Source organism: Actinocrispum wychmicini (genome assembly GCF_004345645.1).
Taxonomy (GTDB): domain Bacteria; phylum Actinomycetota; class Actinomycetes; order Mycobacteriales; family Pseudonocardiaceae; genus Kibdelosporangium; species Kibdelosporangium wychmicini.
The window spans coordinates 57,139-78,106 of sequence record NZ_SLWS01000007.1 but is presented as its reverse complement, the minus strand read 5'-3'; the positions used below and the strand labels follow the sequence as shown (position 1 = coordinate 78,106).

Annotated in this window: 21 protein-coding genes and 2 pseudogenes; 10 read left to right on the top strand and 13 right to left on the bottom strand. The window is 66.8% G+C overall.

Annotated features, from left to right (window positions below; translation table 11 throughout):
* Nucleotides 1–120: 120 nt before the first annotated feature.
* Entirely contained in the window at nucleotides 121–2,811 is a 2,691-nt protein-coding gene (locus EV192_RS56120) for a tetratricopeptide repeat protein (RefSeq protein WP_243727226.1), read from the top strand.
* 378 nt (nucleotides 2,812–3,189) lie between these two features.
* On the opposite strand, the gene EV192_RS56915 is transcribed toward EV192_RS56120, so the two are convergent.
* Nucleotides 3,190–3,318, bottom strand: coding sequence for a hypothetical protein (locus EV192_RS56915; RefSeq protein WP_279494517.1), 129 nt, complete (start codon nucleotides 3,316–3,318; stop codon nucleotides 3,190–3,192).
* A gap of 788 nt (nucleotides 3,319–4,106) precedes the next feature.
* Between EV192_RS56915 and EV192_RS30710 the strand changes: the two genes are divergently transcribed.
* Nucleotides 4,107–4,628 carry a hypothetical protein gene (locus tag EV192_RS30710; RefSeq protein WP_132121659.1) on the top strand — a complete coding sequence of 174 codons (522 nt, stop codon included), beginning with the start codon at nucleotides 4,107–4,109 and terminating at the stop codon, nucleotides 4,626–4,628.
* A 265-nt stretch (nucleotides 4,629–4,893) separates the two neighbouring features.
* Here the strand turns inward: EV192_RS30710 and EV192_RS30705 are convergent, their stop codons facing one another.
* Nucleotides 4,894–7,161 (bottom strand): ATP-binding protein, encoded by a 2,268-nt coding sequence (locus EV192_RS30705; RefSeq protein ID WP_132121657.1) that lies wholly within the window; start codon nucleotides 7,159–7,161, stop codon nucleotides 4,894–4,896.
* A gap of 276 nt (nucleotides 7,162–7,437) precedes the next feature.
* Here EV192_RS30705 and EV192_RS30700 point away from each other — a divergent pair, with 276 nt between their 5' ends.
* Nucleotides 7,438–7,659 carry a hypothetical protein gene (locus tag EV192_RS30700; protein WP_132121655.1) on the top strand — a complete coding sequence of 74 codons (222 nt, stop codon included), beginning with the start codon at nucleotides 7,438–7,440 and terminating at the stop codon, nucleotides 7,657–7,659.
* A gap of 4 nt (nucleotides 7,660–7,663) precedes the next feature.
* Here the strand turns inward: EV192_RS30700 and EV192_RS56910 are convergent, their stop codons facing one another.
* The 3 genes and pseudogenes from EV192_RS56910 to EV192_RS30690 form a co-directional block, all read right to left on the bottom strand.
* Nucleotides 7,664–8,035, bottom strand: coding sequence for a tyrosine-type recombinase/integrase (locus EV192_RS56910; RefSeq protein ID WP_207926296.1), 372 nt, complete (start codon nucleotides 8,033–8,035; stop codon nucleotides 7,664–7,666).
* A gap of 58 nt (nucleotides 8,036–8,093) precedes the next feature.
* A pseudogene (locus EV192_RS57465) lies at nucleotides 8,094–8,501 on the bottom strand (tyrosine-type recombinase/integrase); the annotation flags it as partial.
* Nucleotides 8,502–8,630: 129 nt separating this feature from the next.
* Nucleotides 8,631–8,891: a hypothetical protein gene (locus EV192_RS30690; RefSeq protein ID WP_132121653.1), complete on the bottom strand. Its 261-nt coding sequence runs from the start codon at nucleotides 8,889–8,891 to the stop codon at nucleotides 8,631–8,633.
* Between the two features lie 257 nt (nucleotides 8,892–9,148).
* On the opposite strand from EV192_RS30690, the gene EV192_RS30685 reads away from it, so the two are divergent.
* A complete protein-coding gene (locus EV192_RS30685; RefSeq protein WP_165960684.1) occupies nucleotides 9,149–9,496 on the top strand; it encodes a GntR family transcriptional regulator in 348 nt (115 codons plus the stop codon).
* A 662-nt stretch (nucleotides 9,497–10,158) separates the two neighbouring features.
* Here EV192_RS30685 and EV192_RS30675 read toward each other — a convergent pair.
* From EV192_RS30675 to EV192_RS30660, 4 genes are read right to left on the bottom strand one after another with little or no spacing between them, the layout of a single operon-like run.
* Nucleotides 10,159–10,503, bottom strand: coding sequence for a hypothetical protein (locus EV192_RS30675; RefSeq protein ID WP_132121649.1), 345 nt, complete (start codon nucleotides 10,501–10,503; stop codon nucleotides 10,159–10,161).
* A gap of 58 nt (nucleotides 10,504–10,561) precedes the next feature.
* The gene (locus EV192_RS30670) at nucleotides 10,562–12,043 is read right to left on the bottom strand and encodes a caspase family protein (protein WP_132121647.1); all 1,482 of its coding nucleotides are present in this window, start codon (nucleotides 12,041–12,043) and stop codon (nucleotides 10,562–10,564) included.
* The gene (locus tag EV192_RS30665; RefSeq protein WP_132121645.1) at nucleotides 12,040–12,375 is read right to left on the bottom strand and encodes an effector-associated constant component EACC1; all 336 of its coding nucleotides are present in this window, start codon (nucleotides 12,373–12,375) and stop codon (nucleotides 12,040–12,042) included. Before EV192_RS30665 ends, EV192_RS30670 begins: the two co-directional genes overlap by 4 nt.
* Before the next feature lie 19 nt (nucleotides 12,376–12,394).
* Nucleotides 12,395–12,811, bottom strand: coding sequence for a Tn3 family transposase (locus tag EV192_RS30660; protein ID WP_165960683.1), 417 nt, complete (start codon nucleotides 12,809–12,811; stop codon nucleotides 12,395–12,397).
* A 608-nt stretch (nucleotides 12,812–13,419) separates the two neighbouring features.
* On the opposite strand from EV192_RS30660, the gene EV192_RS30655 reads away from it, so the two are divergent.
* The 6 genes from EV192_RS30655 (at nucleotide 13,420) to EV192_RS54140 (ending at nucleotide 18,105) form a co-directional block, all read left to right on the top strand.
* On the top strand, nucleotides 13,420–14,277 hold the full coding sequence (locus tag EV192_RS30655) for a hypothetical protein (protein WP_132121641.1): 858 nt from the start codon (nucleotides 13,420–13,422) through the stop codon (nucleotides 14,275–14,277).
* 332 nt (nucleotides 14,278–14,609) lie between these two features.
* On the top strand, nucleotides 14,610–14,939 hold the full coding sequence (locus tag EV192_RS30645) for a hypothetical protein (protein ID WP_165960682.1): 330 nt from the start codon (nucleotides 14,610–14,612) through the stop codon (nucleotides 14,937–14,939).
* On the top strand, nucleotides 14,936–15,130 hold the full coding sequence (locus EV192_RS30640) for a hypothetical protein (RefSeq protein ID WP_132121637.1): 195 nt from the start codon (nucleotides 14,936–14,938) through the stop codon (nucleotides 15,128–15,130). Before EV192_RS30645 ends, EV192_RS30640 begins: the two co-directional genes overlap by 4 nt.
* A 230-nt stretch (nucleotides 15,131–15,360) precedes the next feature.
* Entirely contained in the window at nucleotides 15,361–15,597 is a 237-nt protein-coding gene (locus EV192_RS30635; protein WP_132121635.1) for a hypothetical protein, read from the top strand.
* Between the two features lie 352 nt (nucleotides 15,598–15,949).
* A complete protein-coding gene (locus EV192_RS56110; protein WP_243727182.1) occupies nucleotides 15,950–17,263 on the top strand; it encodes a winged helix-turn-helix transcriptional regulator in 1,314 nt (437 codons plus the stop codon).
* A gap of 557 nt (nucleotides 17,264–17,820) precedes the next feature.
* Nucleotides 17,821–18,105 (top strand): hypothetical protein, encoded by a 285-nt coding sequence (locus EV192_RS54140; RefSeq protein ID WP_165960681.1) that lies wholly within the window; start codon nucleotides 17,821–17,823, stop codon nucleotides 18,103–18,105.
* A gap of 186 nt (nucleotides 18,106–18,291) precedes the next feature.
* On the opposite strand, the gene EV192_RS30620 is transcribed toward EV192_RS54140, so the two are convergent.
* From EV192_RS30620 to EV192_RS30610, 4 genes and pseudogenes are all read right to left on the bottom strand, one after another.
* A complete protein-coding gene (locus tag EV192_RS30620) occupies nucleotides 18,292–18,651 on the bottom strand; it encodes a helix-turn-helix domain-containing protein (protein ID WP_243727181.1) in 360 nt (119 codons plus the stop codon).
* Nucleotides 18,617–18,841: a hypothetical protein gene (locus tag EV192_RS56105; RefSeq protein ID WP_243727180.1), complete on the bottom strand. Its 225-nt coding sequence runs from the start codon at nucleotides 18,839–18,841 to the stop codon at nucleotides 18,617–18,619. Before EV192_RS56105 ends, EV192_RS30620 begins: the two co-directional genes overlap by 35 nt.
* Before the next feature lie 180 nt (nucleotides 18,842–19,021).
* Nucleotides 19,022–19,447: pseudogene (locus EV192_RS30615) on the bottom strand (helix-turn-helix transcriptional regulator); the annotation flags it as partial.
* Nucleotides 19,448–19,521: 74 nt separating this feature from the next.
* Complete coding sequence (locus tag EV192_RS30610) at nucleotides 19,522–20,895, bottom strand: IS701 family transposase (protein ID WP_424923401.1); 1,374 nt, start codon at nucleotides 20,893–20,895, stop codon at nucleotides 19,522–19,524.
* Nucleotides 20,896–20,968: the final 73 nt, after the last annotated feature.

The following is a 20,968-nucleotide window of genomic DNA, read 5'->3' as shown; positions in this document are numbered from 1 at the left end:
GGCCGTCAAGTGGGGTCGACGGCTGGCCACCGCCAGTCCCGGCGAGTATCTCGACCTGCTGGGATCGTCCTTGAACAACCTCGCCCAAGCGTTGCTCAGCCAGGGCTCCGGGAGCGTGCGGTGTCGACGCAGGTCGAGGCCGTCGAGGTGTATCGGCGCCTGGCCGCGGCCAACCCGCGAGCGCACACACTGAGTCTGGTGCTGCGGCTGACAAACCTGGGCCGGGTACTCTCCACAGTGGACCGCGCGGATGAGGCGGTCGTCCGGGTCGAGGAAGCCGTCATGCTCGCTCGTCAACTGGCCGATGGCGGCTCTGTGCCCGATCAACGCCAGCTTGCGGGATCGCTGGAAGCGCTGGGCGACATCGTGTCCGGGCTGGGACGTGCCGACGAGGCGTTGGCGGCGTACAGCGAAGCCGCCGACACACACATGAAAGCCAATCGCGTCATCCGCTCTGCCGAACCCGAGCAAGCACGCCTCACCCGTCGACTCGCGGCTCTGTACCGCCAGGCCGGTGACCGGGAGAACGAAGCGGACACGCTGCTGAACTTCTGCGCCGCCGCATACTCATGGCGGGGACACCCCGACGTCGTTGAGGCCGGCCGACGCGCCGTCACCCTGTACCGGGAACTGAACGATCACACCAGCGAGGCCGCGGCGGTGGTCAATCTCGGCGTCCAGCTGGCCGAAGCCGGCCGCCAGGACGAAGCCATCGCGGCCTGTGCCCGCGCGGCGGAAATCTTCCACCAGAACGGCAACCGGACAGAAGAAGCCGCAGCTCTCGCCAATCTCGGTGCTGTCCTGCTTCCCGCGCGGCGATACGACGAAGTCGTCACCGCCAGCGAACGCGCCATCGCGATCCAACGGGAACTCGACGGGGAATCCCCGAGGGCACAACCCTTGTTCAATCTTGGCTCGGCCCTGCTCGGGACCGGTCGGGTCGCCGAGGCCATCACCGTCCTCGAACAGGCGGCCGCCATTTATCAGCGGATCAACAAAGGCGAGTACGAGGGCAGCGGCAGACCCTGGTTTGAGGCCGACACCTACCTCAAGTTGGGTAGGGCCTACCTCGAGGTGGGCCAGCCGACCGACGCCGCTGACGCCTGTCAACAGGCGGCGGAGCTGTTCGAGGCGGCCGGTGACCTGAAACAGTGCCGGAAGGCGCTGTTGGCACTATGCCATGTCCTGTGCCGGTTGGGTTGGTACACGGATGTTCTGGAGGTCGGCAGGCGAGTACTGGCCGCCTGCCACAGCGCGAGTGCTCGTCCGGACGAAGCCTGGGCGCTCACGCATCTGGGCGTGGCTTTGCTGGCGTTGGGCGACTTCGACGACAGCGTAGAGCGGTCAGGCCACGCCGCGTCGATCTTCGCGGAACTGGCCGATCCGAACGAGACGCACGGCGAGGCGATGGCACTGGCCAACTTCGGCCGGGCGCTGACCCAGGTCAACCGGATCGACGAAGCCATCGATCCGTACCGGCAGGCCGTGGCGAAATGGCGCGCGACTAACGACATCGCACACGAACACCAGACGTTGTATTGGCTCGGGACCGCGCTACTCGGTCTACGCCGGTTCACCGACGCCATCGAGCCTTTTCAACGGTGCGCGGAGACCGGCCGCGCCGTCGGGGATCGCGCGGGCGAGGCCAACGCGCTCGCTGGTACGGCTGCCGTGTTCGTCGAGTTGGCCCGATTTGAGGAGGCCATCACGGTCGGGCGGCGGTCGGCCGACCTCTTCCGAGAGGTCGGCGAACACGGCCACGAAGGCTTCGCGCTGAGGCGGGTCCGCGCGGCGCTGGTCGGGTTGGGCCGTCTCGACGAGGGCGTAGTCGTGGCGCGACAGACCGCCGCGGCGGCCAGCCAGGCTGGTGATCCCCGCCGCGTCGCGGCCGCATTGCACGAACTCGGTGACATGCTCGAACAACTCGACCGTATCCCGGAAGCCGCCGACGCCGCCGGACAGGCCGCCACGATCTTCCGCGAGATCGAGGACCACCTGGCCGAGGGCCGGGCATTGGCCAGCCTGGGTTCCCACCAGTTGAAGATGCAGCAGTACGCGGCGGCCATCGAAGTCAGCCGGCGCGCGGTCACCCTGGCCCGGGACACCGGTCACCGAGCCACCGAGGCCGCAGCGCTGCTCAACCTCGGTCCCGCCCTCTGCGCGACCGGACAGTTCGAGGAGGCGAGCACCGTCAGCCGGCAGGCGGTGATGATGATCCGCAGGCTGTACGGACCGCGCAGCGATGATCGGACGCTGCGCGCAGCGGAGGATCAAGCAACGAACACCTACGCCGACGCCCTGGGCCGCCTGGCCGCAGCCTGGGCGGCCTCGGGACGGCACGAGGAGGCCATCGACGCCTATCACCTGGCAGCCTCCGCCTACCAGGAACTCGGTGATGCCGGAAACGAAGCCGCGGCGCTGGCCAACGTTGGTCTTGCGCTGATGCGGATGCAACGCCACGAGGAGGCGCTGGCACCGAGCGCGCGGGCAGCCGAGATCTTCGGCGCGATCGGGGAGCGTGACTACGAGGTCCGGGCCCGGTTCAACGTCGTCCAGATCCTGTTGAGCCTGAACCGGCCGGCGGAGTCTCTGCCCGTCATCCGGCAGACTCTCGCAATCTGCCAGGAGATCGGCGACCACAAAGGTGAGCGCCAAGCGCTGCTCTGTCTCGGCGGCGCGCTCGTCGACACGAGTCGACTCGACGAAGCCATCGTCGTCAACCAGAAGGCAGTGGAACTCTTCCGCAGAGCCGGAGACTCCGGAGGCGAGGCCATTGTCCAGGAATTTCTGCGGAAAGCACAGCAACGGTGACCCGGACCGCCGCGGCACCGCGCCTTTGCTGCTGTCCTCCCTGGCCACGCCCCGCTGAGCATGTGGGCAACCAAGGAGACACTGTGCGGCCTCAGGCACACGCGGGCAGAGTCGACGACACCGACATCTCGCGCGTCTACGGCTTAACGGACTTCCACACCGCCGTGGCCCCGCCGTGGCCGCGTTCACCGCCAAGAAACGTCCGGAGTGGACAGGCCACTAGACACAGTCATGACCGACCACGTCCATCCTGCCCTGCTGGGTGCGAACGGTATAGGACGACGTACAGAAAGAGGCCGCGCCCGGGGGCGCGCTCTCGAAGGTGGTGAAGCGGAAGCTGCCCTCCGGGCCGACAGAGTATTGCCCGATCGCGACGAACTACGGCGGGGGAAACGTCGGACTCACGTACGCGCACTTGTAGGACGCCGGTGTGGCGTCCGCCGTGCCTGTCACGACGAAACCCAGTCCGGCAGCCACAGTTGCCACGAGCGTCAGTAGTCGTCTCATAGCGCGAGCGTCGACTCGGATCAACGAACCGTTACCCGCCAACGAACCGTTGGGCCAATGAGGTGGCATCACCGGACACTCCGCTCATCACACCTCTCCCAGGACCGGCACCAACCGCAACGACAAACGATCAACCACGACCCAAGATCATGGCACCGACCCCCACACTTGGCCACGTGAGACACGGTCTCAACTTGATCCGGCAGGCGTCAGAAAGCGCGGCGGCCTGCCCGGTTCGAGGCGAGGGCAGCGTGAGCCGGCGGGGTGCAACCACGCCGGCGACGGCGTCGGTCCGCAACCGGCCAACGGCACCCAGCGGTGACACCGAGAGGAAGTCTGCAGGAAGTTCAGGCACATGGCCTCAGTCGGCGGGCCGGTACGAAGTATGGGCAGGTGGGCGGAGGTAGCGCCGCAGCGGGTTGGCGTGTCTGCGGGCGTCGGCCTGGTCCGCGTCTCAGCGTTCGGGTATCCGGGTGATGTTCTGCGGTGCGGCGCCCGGGTGTGGTCGCGGTGCGGTACGGTCGTCGCGGCTGCCGTACGTCGCTGCCGGCTTCCGAGACGTCTCACACCTCCCACGCAGGGCGGGGATGTCGACGAGGACAAGGGTCGATGGCCACCGCGAGGTGGTGCTGGGGACTCACGTGCAGAGTGACAACCATCGGGCCGCGGTCGATCGTGCCGGTCGGATGGTGTGGGCTCCGGCCGTGGAGAGGCGATCATGACCGAGAACGCGCGCAGCAAACGCCGAACCCGCGAGACAGCCCGGCGTAGCGGCGACTCGTACACCCATGCTCAGCCAGCGCACGAGCCCGTGGCGTGAGGACGGCCGGGACAACGGCGGGTCCGGCGATGGGGTCCGGCTGGGCATGTCGCGGGAGGACCTGGAGCGCTACCTGGACGAGGCGGAGAAGGACTTCCGCTCACCTGATCCGTACCGCCGGGCCGAGGCGTACGCGCTGGCGAGTCGGTTGCACGACGAGTTGGCCAGGCACACCGACGATCCGACGTGGAAGCAGGCAGCGCGGATGGCAGGGCTGCGGTACGCCATCGAGGCCGCGCGGATCCGCTGGCGGCACGGCATCCCCACCCTCATCCCGGAGACCCAGGCGACCCTTCTCGGGCTCGGGCTGTGCGACTCGTGTGGACGACCGTGGCAGGCCGGGCTGCAAGGCGCGTGTCCGCAGTGCCCGCGGCTGCGGCACGGCGCGACGCCGATGTCGGCCGAGCAAGCCGAGCGGCTCGGACCGGGCCGCGAGGTCGACCTCGTGGCGATGATCGCCGCGCGGGAGCGCGAGCCGCAGGACGACTGACCTCTCCCCACCACCGCTGTTCTGTCCCCGTCACTGGTCAGACGGTGACCGGGGGCAGCGTCGCCGGTGCGCTACCGCTCGGCCCGATCCGACTCGGGGGAGTACGCCCGGTCCTCCACACCGCCGCGGCTGCCGTAGAAGTGTTTGTCGTAACCGCGCCGAAGATCGGGCGGCTGAGTAGGCTCCTGCCCAAGGGATCTGGGGGTACTGGCGGGATGGCCCTTTTGGCAACGTTCACAGTTCTGGGCTGTGCGGGGTTCAGCTTCTATGGGGAGTGGGACGTCGCGGGGCCAGCCGGCCCGGTTCTCCTCGGGGCTTCGGACAGCGTGCGCAGATGGTCGCGGATCTGCTCGGCGCGCTGCGGTTCGCCGTAGTGGTCGAAGACGGCGGCGGCCTCCTGCCAGTGCGCGATGGCGTCGGTGGTGCGCCCGGTGTGGTGGAGGCACTGGGCGAGAGTCTCCAGCGGTTCGGCAACCGTGTCGATCGGCCAAGCCGGCGTGCTCCGGCCGACGGTGACCGCGTTCTGGCACAGGTCGATCGCACGTGGGTACTCGCCCAGTTCACGCACCGCGCGCGCCAACTGGTGCAGAACTTCCGCCTCGCCGGGCCGATTGCCGCACTGGCGACGTAGCGCCAGGCTGTGTTCGCCGTACTCGAGGGCTCGCTGGTAGTCGCCCAGACGCGTGTGCGCGATGCACAGGTTGTGCGCCACCGCTGCCTCGATGTGTCCGCTGTCCGCGCCCTTGGCCACCGGCAGTGCCTGCTCGAACAGCGGTATCGCTGTCGTGGCATCGTCCTGCGCCAGGTGTATGCGGGCGAGATTGTTCAGGGAAGACGCGTATCGGAATCGGTCGCCGAGTTCTTGGGCCAGCGCGAACGCCAGTTGGGTCTCGGAAACGGCCTCGTCCCATCGATGAAGGAAGTACAACGCCGAACCACGCAAGTCGTGGAACCGAGCCTGGGCATGGCGATCTCCGCTGCGGGTTGCCGCGTCCACCGCCACGCTGCAGACCTCAAGCCGTTCTTCCTGCCGTCCGCCCCATGCACTGAGGAATCGAGTGGCCTCGGCGAGAACGAAGGTGTGGTGAAACCGGTCGTGGCTGGCGGCGTGACGCAGGGCGGCAAGCAGGTTGTCCCGCTCAGTCTCCAACCACGTGGACGCGGATGCGTCGTCGGTCATCGGCAGCGGATGCGCCGGCGGCCTGAGTTGGTACGAGAAACGGTGATTTGCCGGAAACAGCAGGGTGTCGCAGGTGGCGGCGGTGTGGGCATACCAGCACAGCAGGCCGTCCAGCGCCCCATCGCGCTCAGCGGCGTCGTGGTGCTGGTGGGCGCGCTCGGCGGCGTAGGCGCGCAGCAGGTCGTGGAACCGGAACCGCCGCCGACCGACAGCCGTGATCATGTGCGCGTCGGCCAGTTCGAGCAGTCCCTGGCGGGCCTGGTGCGGGTCGAGGTCGGCGACCGCGCCGGCGGCGTGGACGCTGATCTCCGGGCCGGGGTGCAGCCCGAGCCGGCGAAACAGCCGGGCCTGGTCCGCGGTGAGGCGCTGGTAGGAGTAGTCGAACACCGCCCGCACGGCCGTTCGCTCGTCGACACCTCGACTCAGGGCGTCCAGCCGGGCGCGGTCATCGGCCAGGTCGGTCACGACCTCGGCCACCGTGACCTGTGGCGAGGCGGCGATCCTGGTCGCCGCGATCCGCAACGCCAGCGGCAGCCGCGCGCACAACCGCACCAGCTCGGCGACCGCCGCCGGCTCCGCGCCGGCACGCGCGGGCCCGAGGATGCCGGTAACCAGGTCGTGCGCTTCGGTCTCGCTGAGCAGGTCCAGGGTGATCCGCTGGGCGCCGTCGGTGATGACCAGGCCGGTGAGGCTGTCGCGGCTGGTCACCACCACCACGCATCCCGGTGACCCGGGCAGCAGGGGCCGGATCTGTTCGGGGTGGTTGGCGTTGTCCAGCACGAGCAGCACCCGCCGGCCGGCCAGCAGTGACCGAAACATCGCCGCCTTGGTGTCCACACTGACCGGGATCGCCTCTGCGGACACGCCCAGGGCGCGCAGGAACCCGTCCAGAGCGTCGTCCGGGGTGGCGGGGTCGCCGGGGCCATAGCCGCGCAGGTTGACGTGCAGGGTGCCGTCGGGGAACTGGTGCTGCACGCGGTGCGCCCACCACACGGCCAGGGTGGTCTTGCCGATCCCGCCGGTACCGTCGATCGCGGTGATCACCACCGCCCCGGGTGCGTCGGCGGCCTCGGGTGTGGTGTCGGTGGGGAGCACGGTGTCGAGCGTGGCCACGTGGTCGGCCCGGCCGGTGAAGTCCCGTACCGTGCCCGGCAGTTGCCGGGGCACCACCGCGGCCAGGCCAGCTGGTCGTGGGCCGTGGCCGGTCAGGGTGACGTGCTGGATGGTCCCGGCCTGCACCACCGCGCCCCGTAGGTCCGCAGCCGCGATCTCGTTGTGGATCCCCGCATTGTCCACGCAGGCCAGCATGCCGCCGTTGAGCCGAGACCAGGCCACGATCCGGCGCAGGACCACCCGCCTGGAGCACAGCAGCGGTCCATCAGGTCGACGGGGGTCGTCATGCTGCCCGCGGCCGTGCCCGGTGATCGCGCCCGGAGGACGGTCGTGAGAGTGGCGCGCTGGGATTGGTGGTCGGCCACCCGGATGGCTGACCACACTGGCGAGGCACGCGGCATCGCCGCACCGTGAACACATGCCCGAGGCCGCGATCACGTTGGAGGACACCCGACACGTCCGCCATCGGTTGCGGCGTGCGGACAACCACGCGCGAACCGGTGCGTATGAGGTGATGTGTCAGCTCCGGCCTCGCGGTCGCTGGCGGCCCATCGGCACGGTGCAGCCGGTCAAGGCACCCAGCAAGGGCCGCGCTGGCAGTCGCTCTACATGGGCTTGCTCGTCCAGTTCGGCGCGGACGATTCCAGGACCCGATCCCGTGCCGCCGGTGTCGTGGTTTTCGTACACCTGCGGCAGATCGTCGACATGAGCCCACCGACCGGGCGGCTGCCCGAGTGACCGGTCAGCGCCCGGTGCGGTCGCGGCGGCGGCGTGCGGCGCGGATCTCGTCGTCGGCGACCTTGTCCGCAAGCAGGGTGTAGATCTGAGTGGTCTCGGTGGAGGCGTGGCCGAGTCGTCGGCGGACGGCCTCGATCGAGACGCCGGCGTTGATGAGTTCGGTGGCGTGGGCGTGACGGAGCTGGTGGATGTCGATGTCGACGACGGCTTGCTGGCAGTAGCCGGTCCAGCGGTGGTGGGCGGCGTCGTAGGACAGGTGCCCGCCGCCGGTGGTGCCGCCGTTGATGCTGGGCCGAAACAGCGCGCCGGACGTGTAGTCGGTGCGGGCGAGGTAGAGCTTGAGCAGGGCGACGTAGCCGCGGTCGTCGAGCAGCACGGTGGACCGTGCCGCCCTTGCCGTGGACGCGGATGTGTTCGTCGTCCAGGCGCAGGTCGAGGTCTTCGACGTCGATGCCGCAGGCTTCGGAGGCGCGGGTGCCGCAGATGTAGGCGGTCTCGAACAGCACCCGGTCGCGCAACCGGTCGAGCGGGGTGTCTTCGCGGGGCCGGCGGGCGCAGATGACGCCGAAGACCTTCTTCACCTCGTCGGGGTCGGCCGGCCGAGGCAGGGTCTTGGGAACGGTGATGGTGTCGATGCGGTCCATCGGGTTCGTGTCCAGCAGTTCGTGCCGCACGGCCCACCGGCAGAACGACGCGACGGCGGCCCGCTTGCGCTTGCGGCTTGATGGCGCCAGCGCGGCGATCTCGGACAGGCACGCGCGGATTGGGGCGGCGATCAACTCACTGATCTCATCGTCATGGTGAGCGGCGAAGCCGACAAGGTCGCCGCGGTAGGCGCGCACGGTGTGCCCAGATCTGCCCAACGTTGCTCAGGTCGGTGAGGAAGTCGCTGATGTGCCGCGCCAGCGGGTGGTCACGTCCGATGGCGGCGGCGATCACCGCGTCCGTCTCATCTGCGGCGCGTGCTGTTGTCACTGTTCCTCGGGAAGGGTGCCGGCCGTACCTGGGCTTACCTCTAGTCCCACTTTGTAGTTGGCGGCAGCGGCCTTGATGAGCGACGCCGGGTCAGTCTTGTGTTCGGCTGCCAGGCGATTCGCGTGCCACCAGACCATTCCGTACATGTGCTCGACGGTTTCGTATGCGCCGCCCAGGTGCTCGACCATCTCTACGAAGTCTTTGTTGACAAGCAACTGTCCGTCATCGGCGACGACGTGCTCGTATGAACCAGCCACCCTTGTTCACCTCTCGATCGTTCCGGACGAACCGGCGCTGCCCGACCAGTTCCCTAAGTTGCCAGATAACCGGGAAACGAAGATGTGACAGCCGGAGGCGTCCGCCCAGCTCGCGTGGTCCGATTCTAGGCCATGTTGCCTGATAACACAGGTTATCCCGCAACCGTGAGTCGCCCGCGACTGATACCCAGATTGGCTATCGTCTGAACTAGTGTGTAGTGTACAGCTACACTAGTTCGGCCGATGAGGGAGTGCAGGTGGGCACCGAGCCGGCGTACCGACAGATCGAGGCATGGCTCCGCGACCTCCTGCCTGACAAAAGCGAGGGCGATCTACTGCCGACCATCGCGAACATCTGCCAGCGCTTCGGCGTGTCGGGCGTTCAAACGGTCCGCGACGCTTATCAGCCGCTAATCGAGGAGGGGTGGATACGCGTCCAGCAGCGACCCCAACGGCGCTGGGTGGTAGCCAAGGTGCCCCCACGCGCAAGTCAGCAGATGGCCCCCCCTACCGCCGCGCTGACAAGGCTGGCGCGTATTGAGGAAGCACTGCGAGGCGCCCTGCGGGACCTTGAAGCACTCAAGGGCGAGATCGAGCGGCAATAACCCGCCGACATCCCCATGTGTATCGCCATGCACGAGACTTCGGACATCAGCGCAGTGACTTCCGAATCGACACACTGGACGACGTTCCCAATGTTGCCCCCTGCCGCCGCCGAGCGTGCGCAAACCATTGGCCCGCAGCGAAACCCTTCAATGACTGCCTAGGGGATGGTGAATGATGACCGACCACAACCCGTTGCCCACCGGTGATGCCGTGCGCTCCCGCTCGGAGTTGGTCGCCGCGCTGCCCGCCTCAACGCCAGCGTCCACCTAATACCCCGGATCGGCACCGGCCTGGCCGGAGGCCGCTGGGACCGCATCGAACCACTCATCACCACCGAACTCACCAGCCACGACATCCCCGTCACCATCTACGACAGGCCGTAACCCCACACACCAAACGCAAGCCAATTCGCCTGACGAACATCAACACGCTGACTTGACGAGGAACAGCATTGCTTCCACGACCGCGTCTTCCTCGTGCAGCAACGCCACGCCACTGACCAACTCACACCGGGCCGACCCCTGGGTCACGTCTCGGAGTCACCGGGTGATGGCCAATAGCCAGTGACCGCGGCAGGACAGATCCAGGACAGGTCCGTGTTGTCGTCCGTGCCTACCACTTCCGATGATAGCCACGTTTCACGACACGCAGCACCGATCGATCATCCACTGAGGACAGGATTCGACCACGTCGAAAACAGGCACTTGAGCCACAGCGTGCAGGTGCGCAGTTGTGACCCATCCGGGTCAGCCGGTCCGATCTCCAGCGCCAGGCGTGGCCGGTCTCCCATCAGGATTTCCGTTGTACACCAAAGAGGAACGTCAATGTCGACGTCGAGCGCCGTGGTCACTTCGTCTAACGTGGATGCGGTCGCGTCCTCGTCGAACGTCACCGACCCGGGGCAGATCAGGGAAGCCAACTGCTCCAGCGTGGTGCGCAGCTTCGGGTAGTCGGGTACCTGGTCGGGGTAGGTGATGTACAGGCCGATGTTGCGTAGCGCCGGCACGTGCGATCCAACTTTCCTGAGCCCTGGTCAGGCCAGGTGTATCGAGGAAGATCAATTGTCACCGGGCAGGGGCGATCCGCCCTCGGGTCTTGATCTCCTGCCAGGTGTAGAAGGCGAGGAGCAGGATCGCCGCGGAGATCAGTAGCCACATGCCGCTCTGGGGACGCGGTTCCTCGAACCGGTGGCCAGGTCTTGTAGGGTCGTTTGCCTGGTGCGCCAACACGAAGTAGCACACAGCCGTGATGGCGGCTGCGAGGTTGCCCACATAGCCCACCAGCCGCCAGGCGGGCGCCAGACCGTAGGGCAGCCTGGCAAGGAGGAGCAATGCCGCGACCAGGCCCAGGCCGGCGAGCAGGGAGGGAAAGGAGCTGTCCGCGGTGAGGAACTGGAGGGTGCTCATGTGGAGGGGATACGGAGAGCGGAAGATTCCGTCAGAGCCTGCTGGTGATGGGTAACCGATCGTGACGAGCGTCGCCTTGTCGTCCACGACCCCTGAGATGAACAGCGACGTCGTCATCAGCGCGCCGAGCACCAATGATGGCGCCACGGCCTTCCAGAATCCGGCGTGCATCCATGCAGCATCGCCAGCCGGTGTCTTGGCGACCTCCGCTTGCATCGGCGCGGTGACGGGTGGCGCGGTCAGCGCGCGATGGTCGCCGCCTCGTGCCACCGGATCGCGGACACCGATGTCGGCCGTCAGCAATTCCGTGTCGCCTGTGCTGGGGCTGGACGCGACGGTTCCAGCCTGGGGTGGATTCCCGGGTGTGCCTGCCGAGTGTGCGACGTTGCGGGCGAAGGCGAGTTGTTCGGCGGTGTCCATGACCAGCGTGCTCGGCTCGGGCCGGAGGTGACCGTCGGGCAGGTTCAAGTGCAGAAGGCGGGTGGCGACTTCCTGGTGGATGTTCTTCAGGGTCAACTGTGCGCCTGTGCCGGGGATTCCGTCGTGCACGACGTCGGTGAAGATCTTGGTGAAGTAGGTCAGCCCGGCGGGGCCGTCCTCGTAGATCGCCTTCTGTGATGCGCGGGAGGCGGTGAGCGTGTAGGCGCCTTCGACTTTCGTGACGAGTCGGACTTGGTCGGCCAGGCCGATCCCTTGGGTGTTCCTGGTCGCCAGACCGGAGAAGCAGCAGTCCAGGATGACCACTTTGACCCGTGCGCTGCAGCGGCGCGTGAGCTCCTCGCGCAGGTCGTTCAACCTCAGGGATGTGGCATACCGCATGGTGGGGGCGGAGTGGGTGTCGACCAGAGCCATGCCCAGGTGTTCGCCGTCCAGGAGTTGCCCGTGGCCGACGTAGTAGAACAGCAGCACGTCGGTGGTGTCGTGGATGAGGGCGGCGATCCGCTGGTCGAGTCTGGCGCCTGTGGTCTTGTCCGGGAACACCGCGATGCGGGATTTGGGCCAGCCACAGTGGGGCCCGGTCAGCAGGGCGCGCATCGCGGCGAGGCTGTTGAGCGCGGCCGGCATTCCGGGCAGGCCATGGGTGTAGTGGCCGGTGCCGACCAGGATCGCCCGGGAACGGGTGAAGTCGATCGTGCTCATTTGTCGCCCTCTGCCGCTTTCCTGGCCGCTTCCACCAGCCGCTCCAGCGCCTGAGGGTCCGGGCCGCGCAACACGACCTCAGTCTCGCCGACCACGATGCGCGCGTGGGTGAGCTTTGACTCGATCCAGGTTGTCAGCGCGTTCAGGCCGATGGTCATGGCGCCGCCGGTGCCGCACAGCACGCTCAGGAAGTCCCACGCGTCGCCCTGCTCGCCAGGGCGCGACGGGCTGGGCACCGGTTCACTGCTGATGTCCGGGACGTCGTCCAGCCACCTGCGCAACGAGTCGATGTCGTTGGTGTCGGCGAGGTAGATCCTCATCTCGGTGCTCATCAAGGGTGCTCTCTGTTCGTCATCCAGGGGGACGTGCGGGGTCGTGGAGTGGTCGCGGGCCAATCAGATGCGGCTGTTGGAACACGTAGGGGCCGTGCACGTTGAGGTGGGTGTCGATCAACGCAGACAGCCAGGCGGCGTCCTCTTCGGCGACCGGGTAGCTCTGGGCGCGCAGCTGCCCGACGGCGGCGTTCCGGTATGTCGTGTTGCAGGCGACGACGGCGTTGAGGGCCAGGACCAGGGCGCCAAGGTGGTCCTCCATGCCTAACGTCCCGACGTCACGGGCAGTCGCCAGTTGTCGGCTGAAGCCGAGCTGGTTGTGCTGGCCACGATGCTGCTTGACCAGTTTGCGGTCCTCGTCGTCGAGGAAAAAGGCCCCGCTCCAGTTCGGTCTGCGACGGATCGCCCCAGTAGTGCCCGAAGGCGGCGGCTTCATCGTCGGGCGAAAACTCCGGCACAGCGGCATTCAAGCGGAAGATCCACGCTCGACTGCGCCAGGGTGACTCAACGTTGTTGGGGCACCTCGCCCAGCCGGTACGACGGCTACGGTCCCGTGATCTTCACCGTGACCAGCGGAGAGGGTTAGCGAAGGGATCCTGCGGCGCTGCTATTCACGCCTTGCCCAGAGGGCTGAACAACGGTTGGTCGGCCGTGTGCAACGGTCGAGTGCCGTACGGCCGAGCCGGTGTGGTGTTTCACCCGGCCAGCTCTTCCCCTCGCCTGTGGCCCCCGGACGGAACGGGAGCCCTGGGGCCTGCCCCTGAGCTTCACACCCGCCTGAGCAGGACCAAGCACGCATGTCAGGGTGGGGACGGGTCTTGAACACTGACCCGGACTACGTCCTCGACATCAGTCGACCTCCTCGACGTCCCGCAAGGTACGGCGAGGTCGTATCGCGACCACATCACTACCGCAGGTCAGGGGTCAGGCTCGTCGTCACCGCTCGCGGCGTACCGCCATTCGGGTGAACGTAGTAACCCGATTGGCTGTGGGGCCGATGACACTTGCACTCGGATCGACCCCCGGCGCCGCCAGGAGGCTGCCATGGCCCCACTGACCAAGCAACAGCAACGGCAACAGCAACAGCAGGACGACATGGCCCTCTTCACCGACGAGGGGCTGGCGTCGATGGCGAAATGGGCAGCTGGTGGCTTCACACTGCTGACCGGAGTGCTGACCGTTCTCGGGTTCGAGGGTGGTGCACTCATGCGCCTGGTCACCGCCGATCCGGTACCTGCGATCTTCGTGTTCATCCTCGTTGGACTGGGCACGCTGTGCGGTCTGTTGTCGGTCGCGGTGGAGAAGAAACCGATTCAGGTACCCGTCGTGATCGGCGGGATCATCGTCATCGGGGGCTTGGCCATGCCCATTCTGCCCAACGTGGCAGACCAAACGGAGAAGCTCTGGGTCAATGTGGCCGTCATCGTGGTCTTTGCCGTGCTCGTGGCGGTGTCCGTCAAGTTCAGGTCGAGACACCTCCCGTGGTCTGCCGCATTGGTGATCGTCGCAGTGGCTGTGATCGGGCTGGGCGTGTACGGCGCCGTGAAGGTGGCGGTCGTGTCCCGCATCGTCGACAACGGCGCCTCAGTGAGCGCCGAACTGGGCAACGAGGCGAGACCCGTCCTCAAGCTCCACGTCAAAACCACCCTCCCCCCGAACATCAACCAGCTCGACCTCCAGGTCCTCGCGATCAACGGCGGAGACAAGGAACTGCTGCGCGTCAATCTCCCGTCGGACAACTCAGGCGAGATCGACCAGACGATCAGCGTGCCGATCACGTTGGGCAACGGCGCGACGGACATCGTCGTCCGCCACTGCCCGGACGACGCCTGCAAGCAAAACATGCGCGACATCGTCCGGTTCAGCGGCCTGACCGCACCACCTCCACCACAGCAACAGTGATCAGGGCATCTGCATCCAGGTGAGGCCGTCGAACGGCGACGTCCACCCATGTGCGCCCATCGATACGGTTCCGCTGTTTTGCGGCATTGTCGACGAAGCGAGACATGCTGATGGCGCTCGCGAGGTTCGAATATCTGCTTCAACCAAGGGAGCGGCAAACTTCCGGCGCTCGCCCTGGTAGCCAGGCAGCGAGATTCGTGCCATGGTCGGCGAGAGAGCCCGCTGCATAACAGCGTCGCGCTTGCTGTTCTGGAGAAGGTGAGTCACAGCTGGCTGACCGGGTCCAGGCGAAGGTGAACGCGTTCTCCGGCTTGTCCGCACGGTGCCGCGGCTTGACGTCCACCACCAGCGGCCTGGCGCTGGTGAACACGCTGCTGGACACCGTGGTCGCACGGCTCGCCGAACGCGGCACCACCACGCGTCGGGACGTGCTGTACGTGCCGCTGCCCCGCACCGCCACCACCCCGGCCTGGGGCGCGTTCGAACCGCGCCGACTGGCGATCACCATCGACATCGACCGCGGCTGGGCACTGGTCATCGACCAGCCCAGCTCCCCAGTCGTGGACGTCGTCGCCCGCTGCGACGAGTCCGGGATCGACGCGGTCCTCGACCTCGCGATCGCGATCAACACCGGCGATTTCGCCAACGTCTTCGCCCGATGAGGAAGTCCGGTCACACGCCGGGCCCGGGACAGCGTTCGCCGCACGCGGTGCACAACACCAGCGCGGCGGACGCGGGCACGGTGAACGTGCTCGCGCAGCGGCGTCAGAACTGCACGAACCCGAACCGGACGGGGCACAAGCATCGTGACCGTGTCCGCGTTCGGGGCGTCCGGGTCGATGTGGTCGTGTGACGCACGGACCAGTTTCGGCTCTGTCCCTGGCGAGCTGATCTTCTACAGGGTCTAGACGGCTACCTTGGTTGCCGTCCATTGCCGAAGGAGCAGTTACTGGGCAATGTGGCGCTATCGCCTCATTCGGGCTCAGGAAGGCAGCGAATGCTCACCTCGATTGCGCAGACCACCGCGCGCGTGTCGCGACAGCTCGCGATGGTCGCGGTCGCTGTCGAGAGGAGGTCGCTGCTGTGCAGAACTCTGTGCCGAACGTGTCGCCAGGGCATGTCCAGGAGGACAAGATCCGGGTGGACGCGAGGTGGTGCCCGCAAGAGGGGTACCCGTGGTGGCGGGGTCTCCGCGTCGTGCTCGGTGCTCTGGGCACGGTCGCCGCCCTGAAACACGACGGGGCCGTCGCCGTGGTGGCGAGGGCCCTCATCGCGGTGGGTGACGTGATCGTCAACGCTGGCGAGCACAAGCGATCATGACACCCGGCCCGGCTGCCTTCGGGCAGCCGGGTTCCCTCACCAATAAAACATCGGACACGGCTGAACACCAAGAGGTGTTCAAGAGTCGTGCCTCTGCCGGCAGCACGAAACTGGTTTCGTGCCGTATGCTCTCTTGCGGGAAGGAACGGTTATGCGGAAGTCGAGCACTCGGTGCACGGTGTGCTCGGCGCCCCTTGCTCCCGCGTTACAGACTGGGCGTCCGCGCCGGTATTGCTCGGCTACGTGCCGGTCGGCCGCGCGGCGACAACGTGGGCGGGAGCAGAAGCAGACCGCGGCGGCAGTGCAGCGTCGATGCTCGACCGATCTCGCGGGGCAGGCATGCGGCCGGGAGGTGGAGTACCGACTGGTCGTTCATGGGCAGGACACCCGCATTTGTGCCCGGTGCTACGACCTGACGCTGCAGTACCTGATTGAACGCGGCGTCGTCGCGTCGGCCGTCGAGGTCTACGCGGTCGCCGCGGCCGGGCCCGGTTCCTCGGGTGTCACTGGCCCATTCTCGGTTGACCACGAGCCTGACTCGGGGTCCGAACTGCGCGTGTTGTTTATCGAGGACGATGACCGGGTCCGACACGCGTTGGTCCCGGTGCTGAACCGCCGTGGCTGTCGCGTGCTAAGTGTGGCGAACGGCAGGCAGGGACTAGAAGCTGCGTACGTCAATGAGCTGGACGTAGTCCTTCTCGACCTTGGTCTCCCTGACATCGACGGGATCCATGTGCTGCGCCAGTTGCGCGCGGTGAGCGACGTTCCGGTGATCGTCGTTTCGGCCCGTGGAGAGGTCGACGATCGCGTCCTAGCGCTGACCGACGGAGCCGACGACTACCTGGTGAAGCCGTATGACGTTGCGGAACTCCTCGCCCGAATGAAGAGAGTCGTCCGCCGCTACACCGCCGGGTTGAAGGTCGACCACGTCTACGACGACGGCGTACTGCGCTTGGATTCCTTCCGGCGGAAGGCACACGTCGCTGGCGTCGAACTGATCCTGACCGCGACAGAATTTCGTTTGCTTGAGGTGCTTGCCCACCAGGCAGGCGCGGTCCAGTCGGTGGAAAAGCTGCTCGCACGAGTCTGGGGCGAACCATTGGGCGCAGATCCGGACCGGGTGAAGTTCGCTGTTTCGAAGCTTCGACGCAAGCTGGACATGACCGACTTGGGGAGCGACTCGCTCGTCTCGGCTCGCGGTGTCGGATACCTGTATCAGCCCCCGCATCCGCACCGAGAACGTGTACGCACACAGCAGGGGCGAGCCACCTACGGACATAGCGCACGGGTACTGGAGATCCTCAACGCACAAGACCGCGTGGTGCGGCTCGGGGAGATCGTTGTGGACCTGACACAGCACGAGGTACGGGTCGCTGGGCGGCAAGTCCCGTTGTCCCGTAAGGAGTTCCGGCTACTCACAATGCTTGCCAGCAGCGGAGGTGCGGTGTGTTCACGGGAGAACCTGCTGACCGAGATTTGGGGGCGCTGCGGCGGGTGGGAAAGTCGTTCACTCGACATCCATATCGCAACCCTCCGTACGAAGCTCGGCCGGCCAGAGCTGATCCAAGTCGTTCGGGCTGCCAGCCAGGATCGGTCCACTGAGGACGAATGTCCTCGCGATCGAGTCTTTGGGTACCGGATGCCGAAGCCGCACGGAAACCGCTGATTTCCGTGGCGAGCTGGTCAGTAGGGTCGGGACTCGCGCGGTTGCGTAACGCTCCGTTTCCAGTCCCCGCCGCCTCAAACCGTGCATGCAGTTCTCCCGCACACGGCTTTCCGACATCGTTCACCGACTGGCATGCGCTGTCGCCCTGCGCACGGTTCCGGTCAAGCGGTAGATCCCAAGCCGGGTGACCCGCCCATAGGTGAAGCGGGTGGTCCAGTTACGGTCTTCCCAGTCGCGTGGGCAGGTGTCGATGAAGCTGGAACGCTCTTCGTCGAGTTCGTCTTCCAGGCGTTGGGCAAGCCGCTGGGTGTGTCGGCGGATCGCGGTGGTGACCAGCGCCCGGCCGAGCGGGAACGTCTCCGACAGCAGCGTGGCCGCGGCGTCGTAGGAGGTGAGCGCGGCGTATTTGCCCTCCCAGAACAGCAGTTCCGGAGCGGTGCGCTCGGGCAGCAGCAGGGCCAGCGGGCTGACCGTCGCCTGCGGGCCGCCGGACAGGTCTTGTAGCGCGGGCTGGGCAGCCGCAAGGTGCCGAACAGGGTGCGCAGCACGATCGTGCGGTGGTCCTTGCGGGCTCGTGCTCGCCCGCAGCGCGGACAGTCGGCGGCGGCCGTGATCGCCGCGCCGGCCTGGGCGGTGAGCAGGTGCTGCTGGAGCGTGGCCAGGATCCGGTGGGCCTCCGCCAGGTGCAGGCCCGCGGTCGCCGAGGTGAGCTGGTCGCGCTCGATGACGCTGACCTCGGCGTGGTCGGGGTGGTGCCGTCTTCGGGGCCGATCACGACCTGCACGGTGACCTTCATGAACGCGTTCCTCCTGTCTCGACTGGCGCGGCCAGTGTGTGGTTGAGGGCGGTGCGGTCGAACTCGTCGATGCGGGCCCACCGCTGCAACGTGGTCATCTCCTCGGTGTGCTCGCCGAGGTAGTCCCGGATGGTCTGGTCGTTGGGGTAGATCGAGGACCTCGCTGAGGATGTCGGCGATGCGGCCGAGGGTGTCGGCGTTCACGAAAACCATCATTTGATCTTGATCGCGCTCATGTATTCCACCAGGCAGGGCGGTCGGCGTTCAGGTAATCCACCAGGGCGACGATGAAGTCCGGATCGGTAGACGTCTTCCAGGTCGTGGTGGTCTGCCACGAAATCCCGCCTTCGCGCAGGATCCGCTGGACGGTCTCGATCGAGATCGACATCACCGACAACTGGTTGACCAGGTGATCGCGCAGCTTGGCCAGCGACCAGGTGCTGAACGCGGTGATACCCCAATCGGCGGGGGACGTGCGGGCGATCAGGCAGATCTGCTCACGCAGATACTCACCGATCTTCCGTGGCCGTCCCCCGCTCCATTTTGGGTCCAGCGCATCAAACCCCCCGCTCGTTGAACGCGTGGATCGCATCCCGCACATAGTCCGGGCTGACCTGCGACAAACCTGTGGTGTCCCGCACGGTCTGGGCCTGGCCGGACATCAGCACCATGATCGCCCGGCGCGGCTTGACCGGGTCTTTCGCCGTGCGGGTGATCCGCTGCAGCTTGCGGCCCTCGTCCATCGATAACGACCGGACGAACACATCCGGACGACGAGCCATGCCCACCTCCCACTCCACGAGTGAGACCACCATGGACCAGCCACCCACGAAGATCAATTACGCGGTCGACGTTGCATGATGAGCCACTAGGTACTGCGCGCGGAGCCAGGTTTCGTCGATAACGGCGCGGCGTTGCCCTGAGCTGAGAGGGTGGCCGAGCTCGGACGCGATTTCGCCCTATCATCCGCCAGTCATAGCGCCGGGGTCAGCGCACTGGCGGCGCCAGACCGAGGGGCTGACGCCGCGGGCGCGTTTGAACGCGACGCTGAAGGCGAAGGCGTCCTCGTATCCGACCGTGCGGGCCACGGTGGCGACGGTGGCCTCGGTGTCCCGGAGCAGGTCCGCCCCCAGGGTCATCCGCCAGCCGGTGAGGTAGGTGAGCGGGGGCTGGCCGACTAGGCTGGTGAAGCGTGCGGCGAAAGCGGCGCGGGACATGCCGACCTTGGTGGCCAGCGCGGCGACCGTCCACCGGTGGGCGGGATCCTCGTGCAGCAGGCGCAGCGCGTCGCCGATGGCGGGATCGGTCAGCGCCCGGTGCCAGGCGGGGAGCGCCGCCCCCGGTCTGGCACACCATGCCCGCAACGCCAACACGAGCACTACCGGTAGTTTGTTAACTTCATGGTGGTAGATAGAGGTTGATGCCTTGCCCTTGTGCGAGGGTGTCGAGTAGTTGTTGCAGGTCATCGGGCGGGGGCCTGTCGGACCATGCTCTCCACCAGCGCTGCAGCTGTAGCCATGGGGTCAGCCAGGACCGGACGGCGCGTAGGGCCTTGGGCCAACAGGAAAGTTGTGTCGGCTGGTGAGGTTGGGTGCCCCCTCTCTCCGGGGTCGTCGGCAGACGGCCCCGGAGACGGCGCATTCAAACTGTCGCCTGTAGACGGTTGATCGAACCATGTGTTCCAGCAGAACGAGAACGCGCAGTTGACCAACGTTTGATGGCGGTGGATCGCTGTGGCGGAACGAACCTGAAAGTCAGCCCACCCCAACTCGTCCTTGACCTGCTTGTAACTTTGTTCGATCCAGTGCCGGATGCCGTACAGTCGCACCACTTCAGCCAGATCGGCGGCCTCATGTGGGTTGCCGGGCGCATCGTGTGGACCACCGGGCCGCGGCAGGTTGGTGGCCAGGTACCAGGTGGCCTTGTCCGGCAACGTTTCCGGGTCGGTGGTGGCGATAACGAGGCGAGTGTGCCCGTCAGGTCCCCACCAGCCCAGTGAGGCATCGGCGGCCCACCAGGTTTCGGTGTGCCCATCCCGGAACACCCGCTGCACCTGGCTCCAGCCGCCAGGATCATCGAGCCCGTTCCAGCCCACCGCGGCTGCCGCGTCCTTGGGCGTGTACGCCTCGGCCTGGTACTGCCAGGTGCCGCGCGAGGGCTTGAGTGCCATGACAAAGCCCCAGCCACCCTGTCGCAGTTCGGCGCGCAGGTCGTCGTGATCACCGTAGAAGCAGTCGGCCACCACCGCCCGGCACACCACCCCAGCCTCCTGCGCCTTGGCCACCAGATCCGCCGCGATCCTCAACTTGGTACGGAAGTCGGAATCGTTGCGGCCCTTGGGGAAATGCGACGCCGGCGTGTAGGGTTCAGTGTGCAGCGGATAGTAGACGCGCTCATCGGCCCACAGCGTAGTCACCGTGACGATACCGCTGTCAGTCTTGCCATAGCGGCCCAGCCACTGCCGCCCGACATGCGCTGTCGCACGGCCATCCTTGCGGTCACCGGAATCGTCGATGACCAGCACCCCATCAGCGTGCGGCGCGGTGGCCGGATCGGACAGCAGTAACTCCAGCCGCCTGCTGTTGACTCGTTCACTGTCCCATCTGGATTCTGACAGGAAGTACTGCAACCGTTGCACAGCCGCGTGTTGCGCGCCCTCGACCGGTTCAGCCCCAGCCAGGCCAGTCAGCGTCTTGTTGCGGTCACGCGGCGCCAACAACCCGGTCAGATACTCGCGAAACCCACGCCGCTGCGCCAGCCGGGAAAACAGCTCGTCAAACCGGGCCGCGTAATCCTCCAACGGACCCGCAGCCTCTGGGCACGCCACCCGAGCCACCAGCACCCCACCCGCCCAGTCGGTCAACCTACCCGAGCAACGACACGACAGCCGCGAAGACGCAGGATAGTGA

Excerpts from the sequence above, each read along its gene's own strand:
- EV192_RS56915 (WP_279494517.1), bottom strand. The coding sequence starts at position 3,318 with ATGAGACGACTACTGACGCTCGTGGCAACTGTGGCTGCCGGACTGGGT.
- EV192_RS30710 (WP_132121659.1), top strand. The coding sequence starts at position 4,107 with ATGCTCAGCCAGCGCACGAGCCCGTGGCGTGAGGACGGCCGGGACAAC.
- EV192_RS30670 (WP_132121647.1), bottom strand. The coding sequence starts at position 12,043 with ATGAGCACGATCGACTTCACCCGTTCCCGGGCGATCCTGGTCGGCACC.
- EV192_RS30665 (WP_132121645.1), bottom strand. The coding sequence starts at position 12,375 with ATGAGCACCGAGATGAGGATCTACCTCGCCGACACCAACGACATCGAC.
- EV192_RS30660 (WP_165960683.1), bottom strand. The coding sequence starts at position 12,811 with ATGAAGCCGCCGCCTTCGGGCACTACTGGGGCGATCCGTCGCAGACCG.
- EV192_RS30655 (WP_132121641.1), top strand. The coding sequence starts at position 13,420 with ATGGCCCCACTGACCAAGCAACAGCAACGGCAACAGCAACAGCAGGAC.
- EV192_RS30640 (WP_132121637.1), top strand. The coding sequence starts at position 14,936 with ATGAGGAAGTCCGGTCACACGCCGGGCCCGGGACAGCGTTCGCCGCAC.
- EV192_RS30620 (WP_243727181.1), bottom strand. The coding sequence starts at position 18,651 with ATGCGATCCACGCGTTCAACGAGCGGGGGGTTTGATGCGCTGGACCCA.
- EV192_RS56105 (WP_243727180.1), bottom strand. The coding sequence starts at position 18,841 with ATGGCTCGTCGTCCGGATGTGTTCGTCCGGTCGTTATCGATGGACGAG.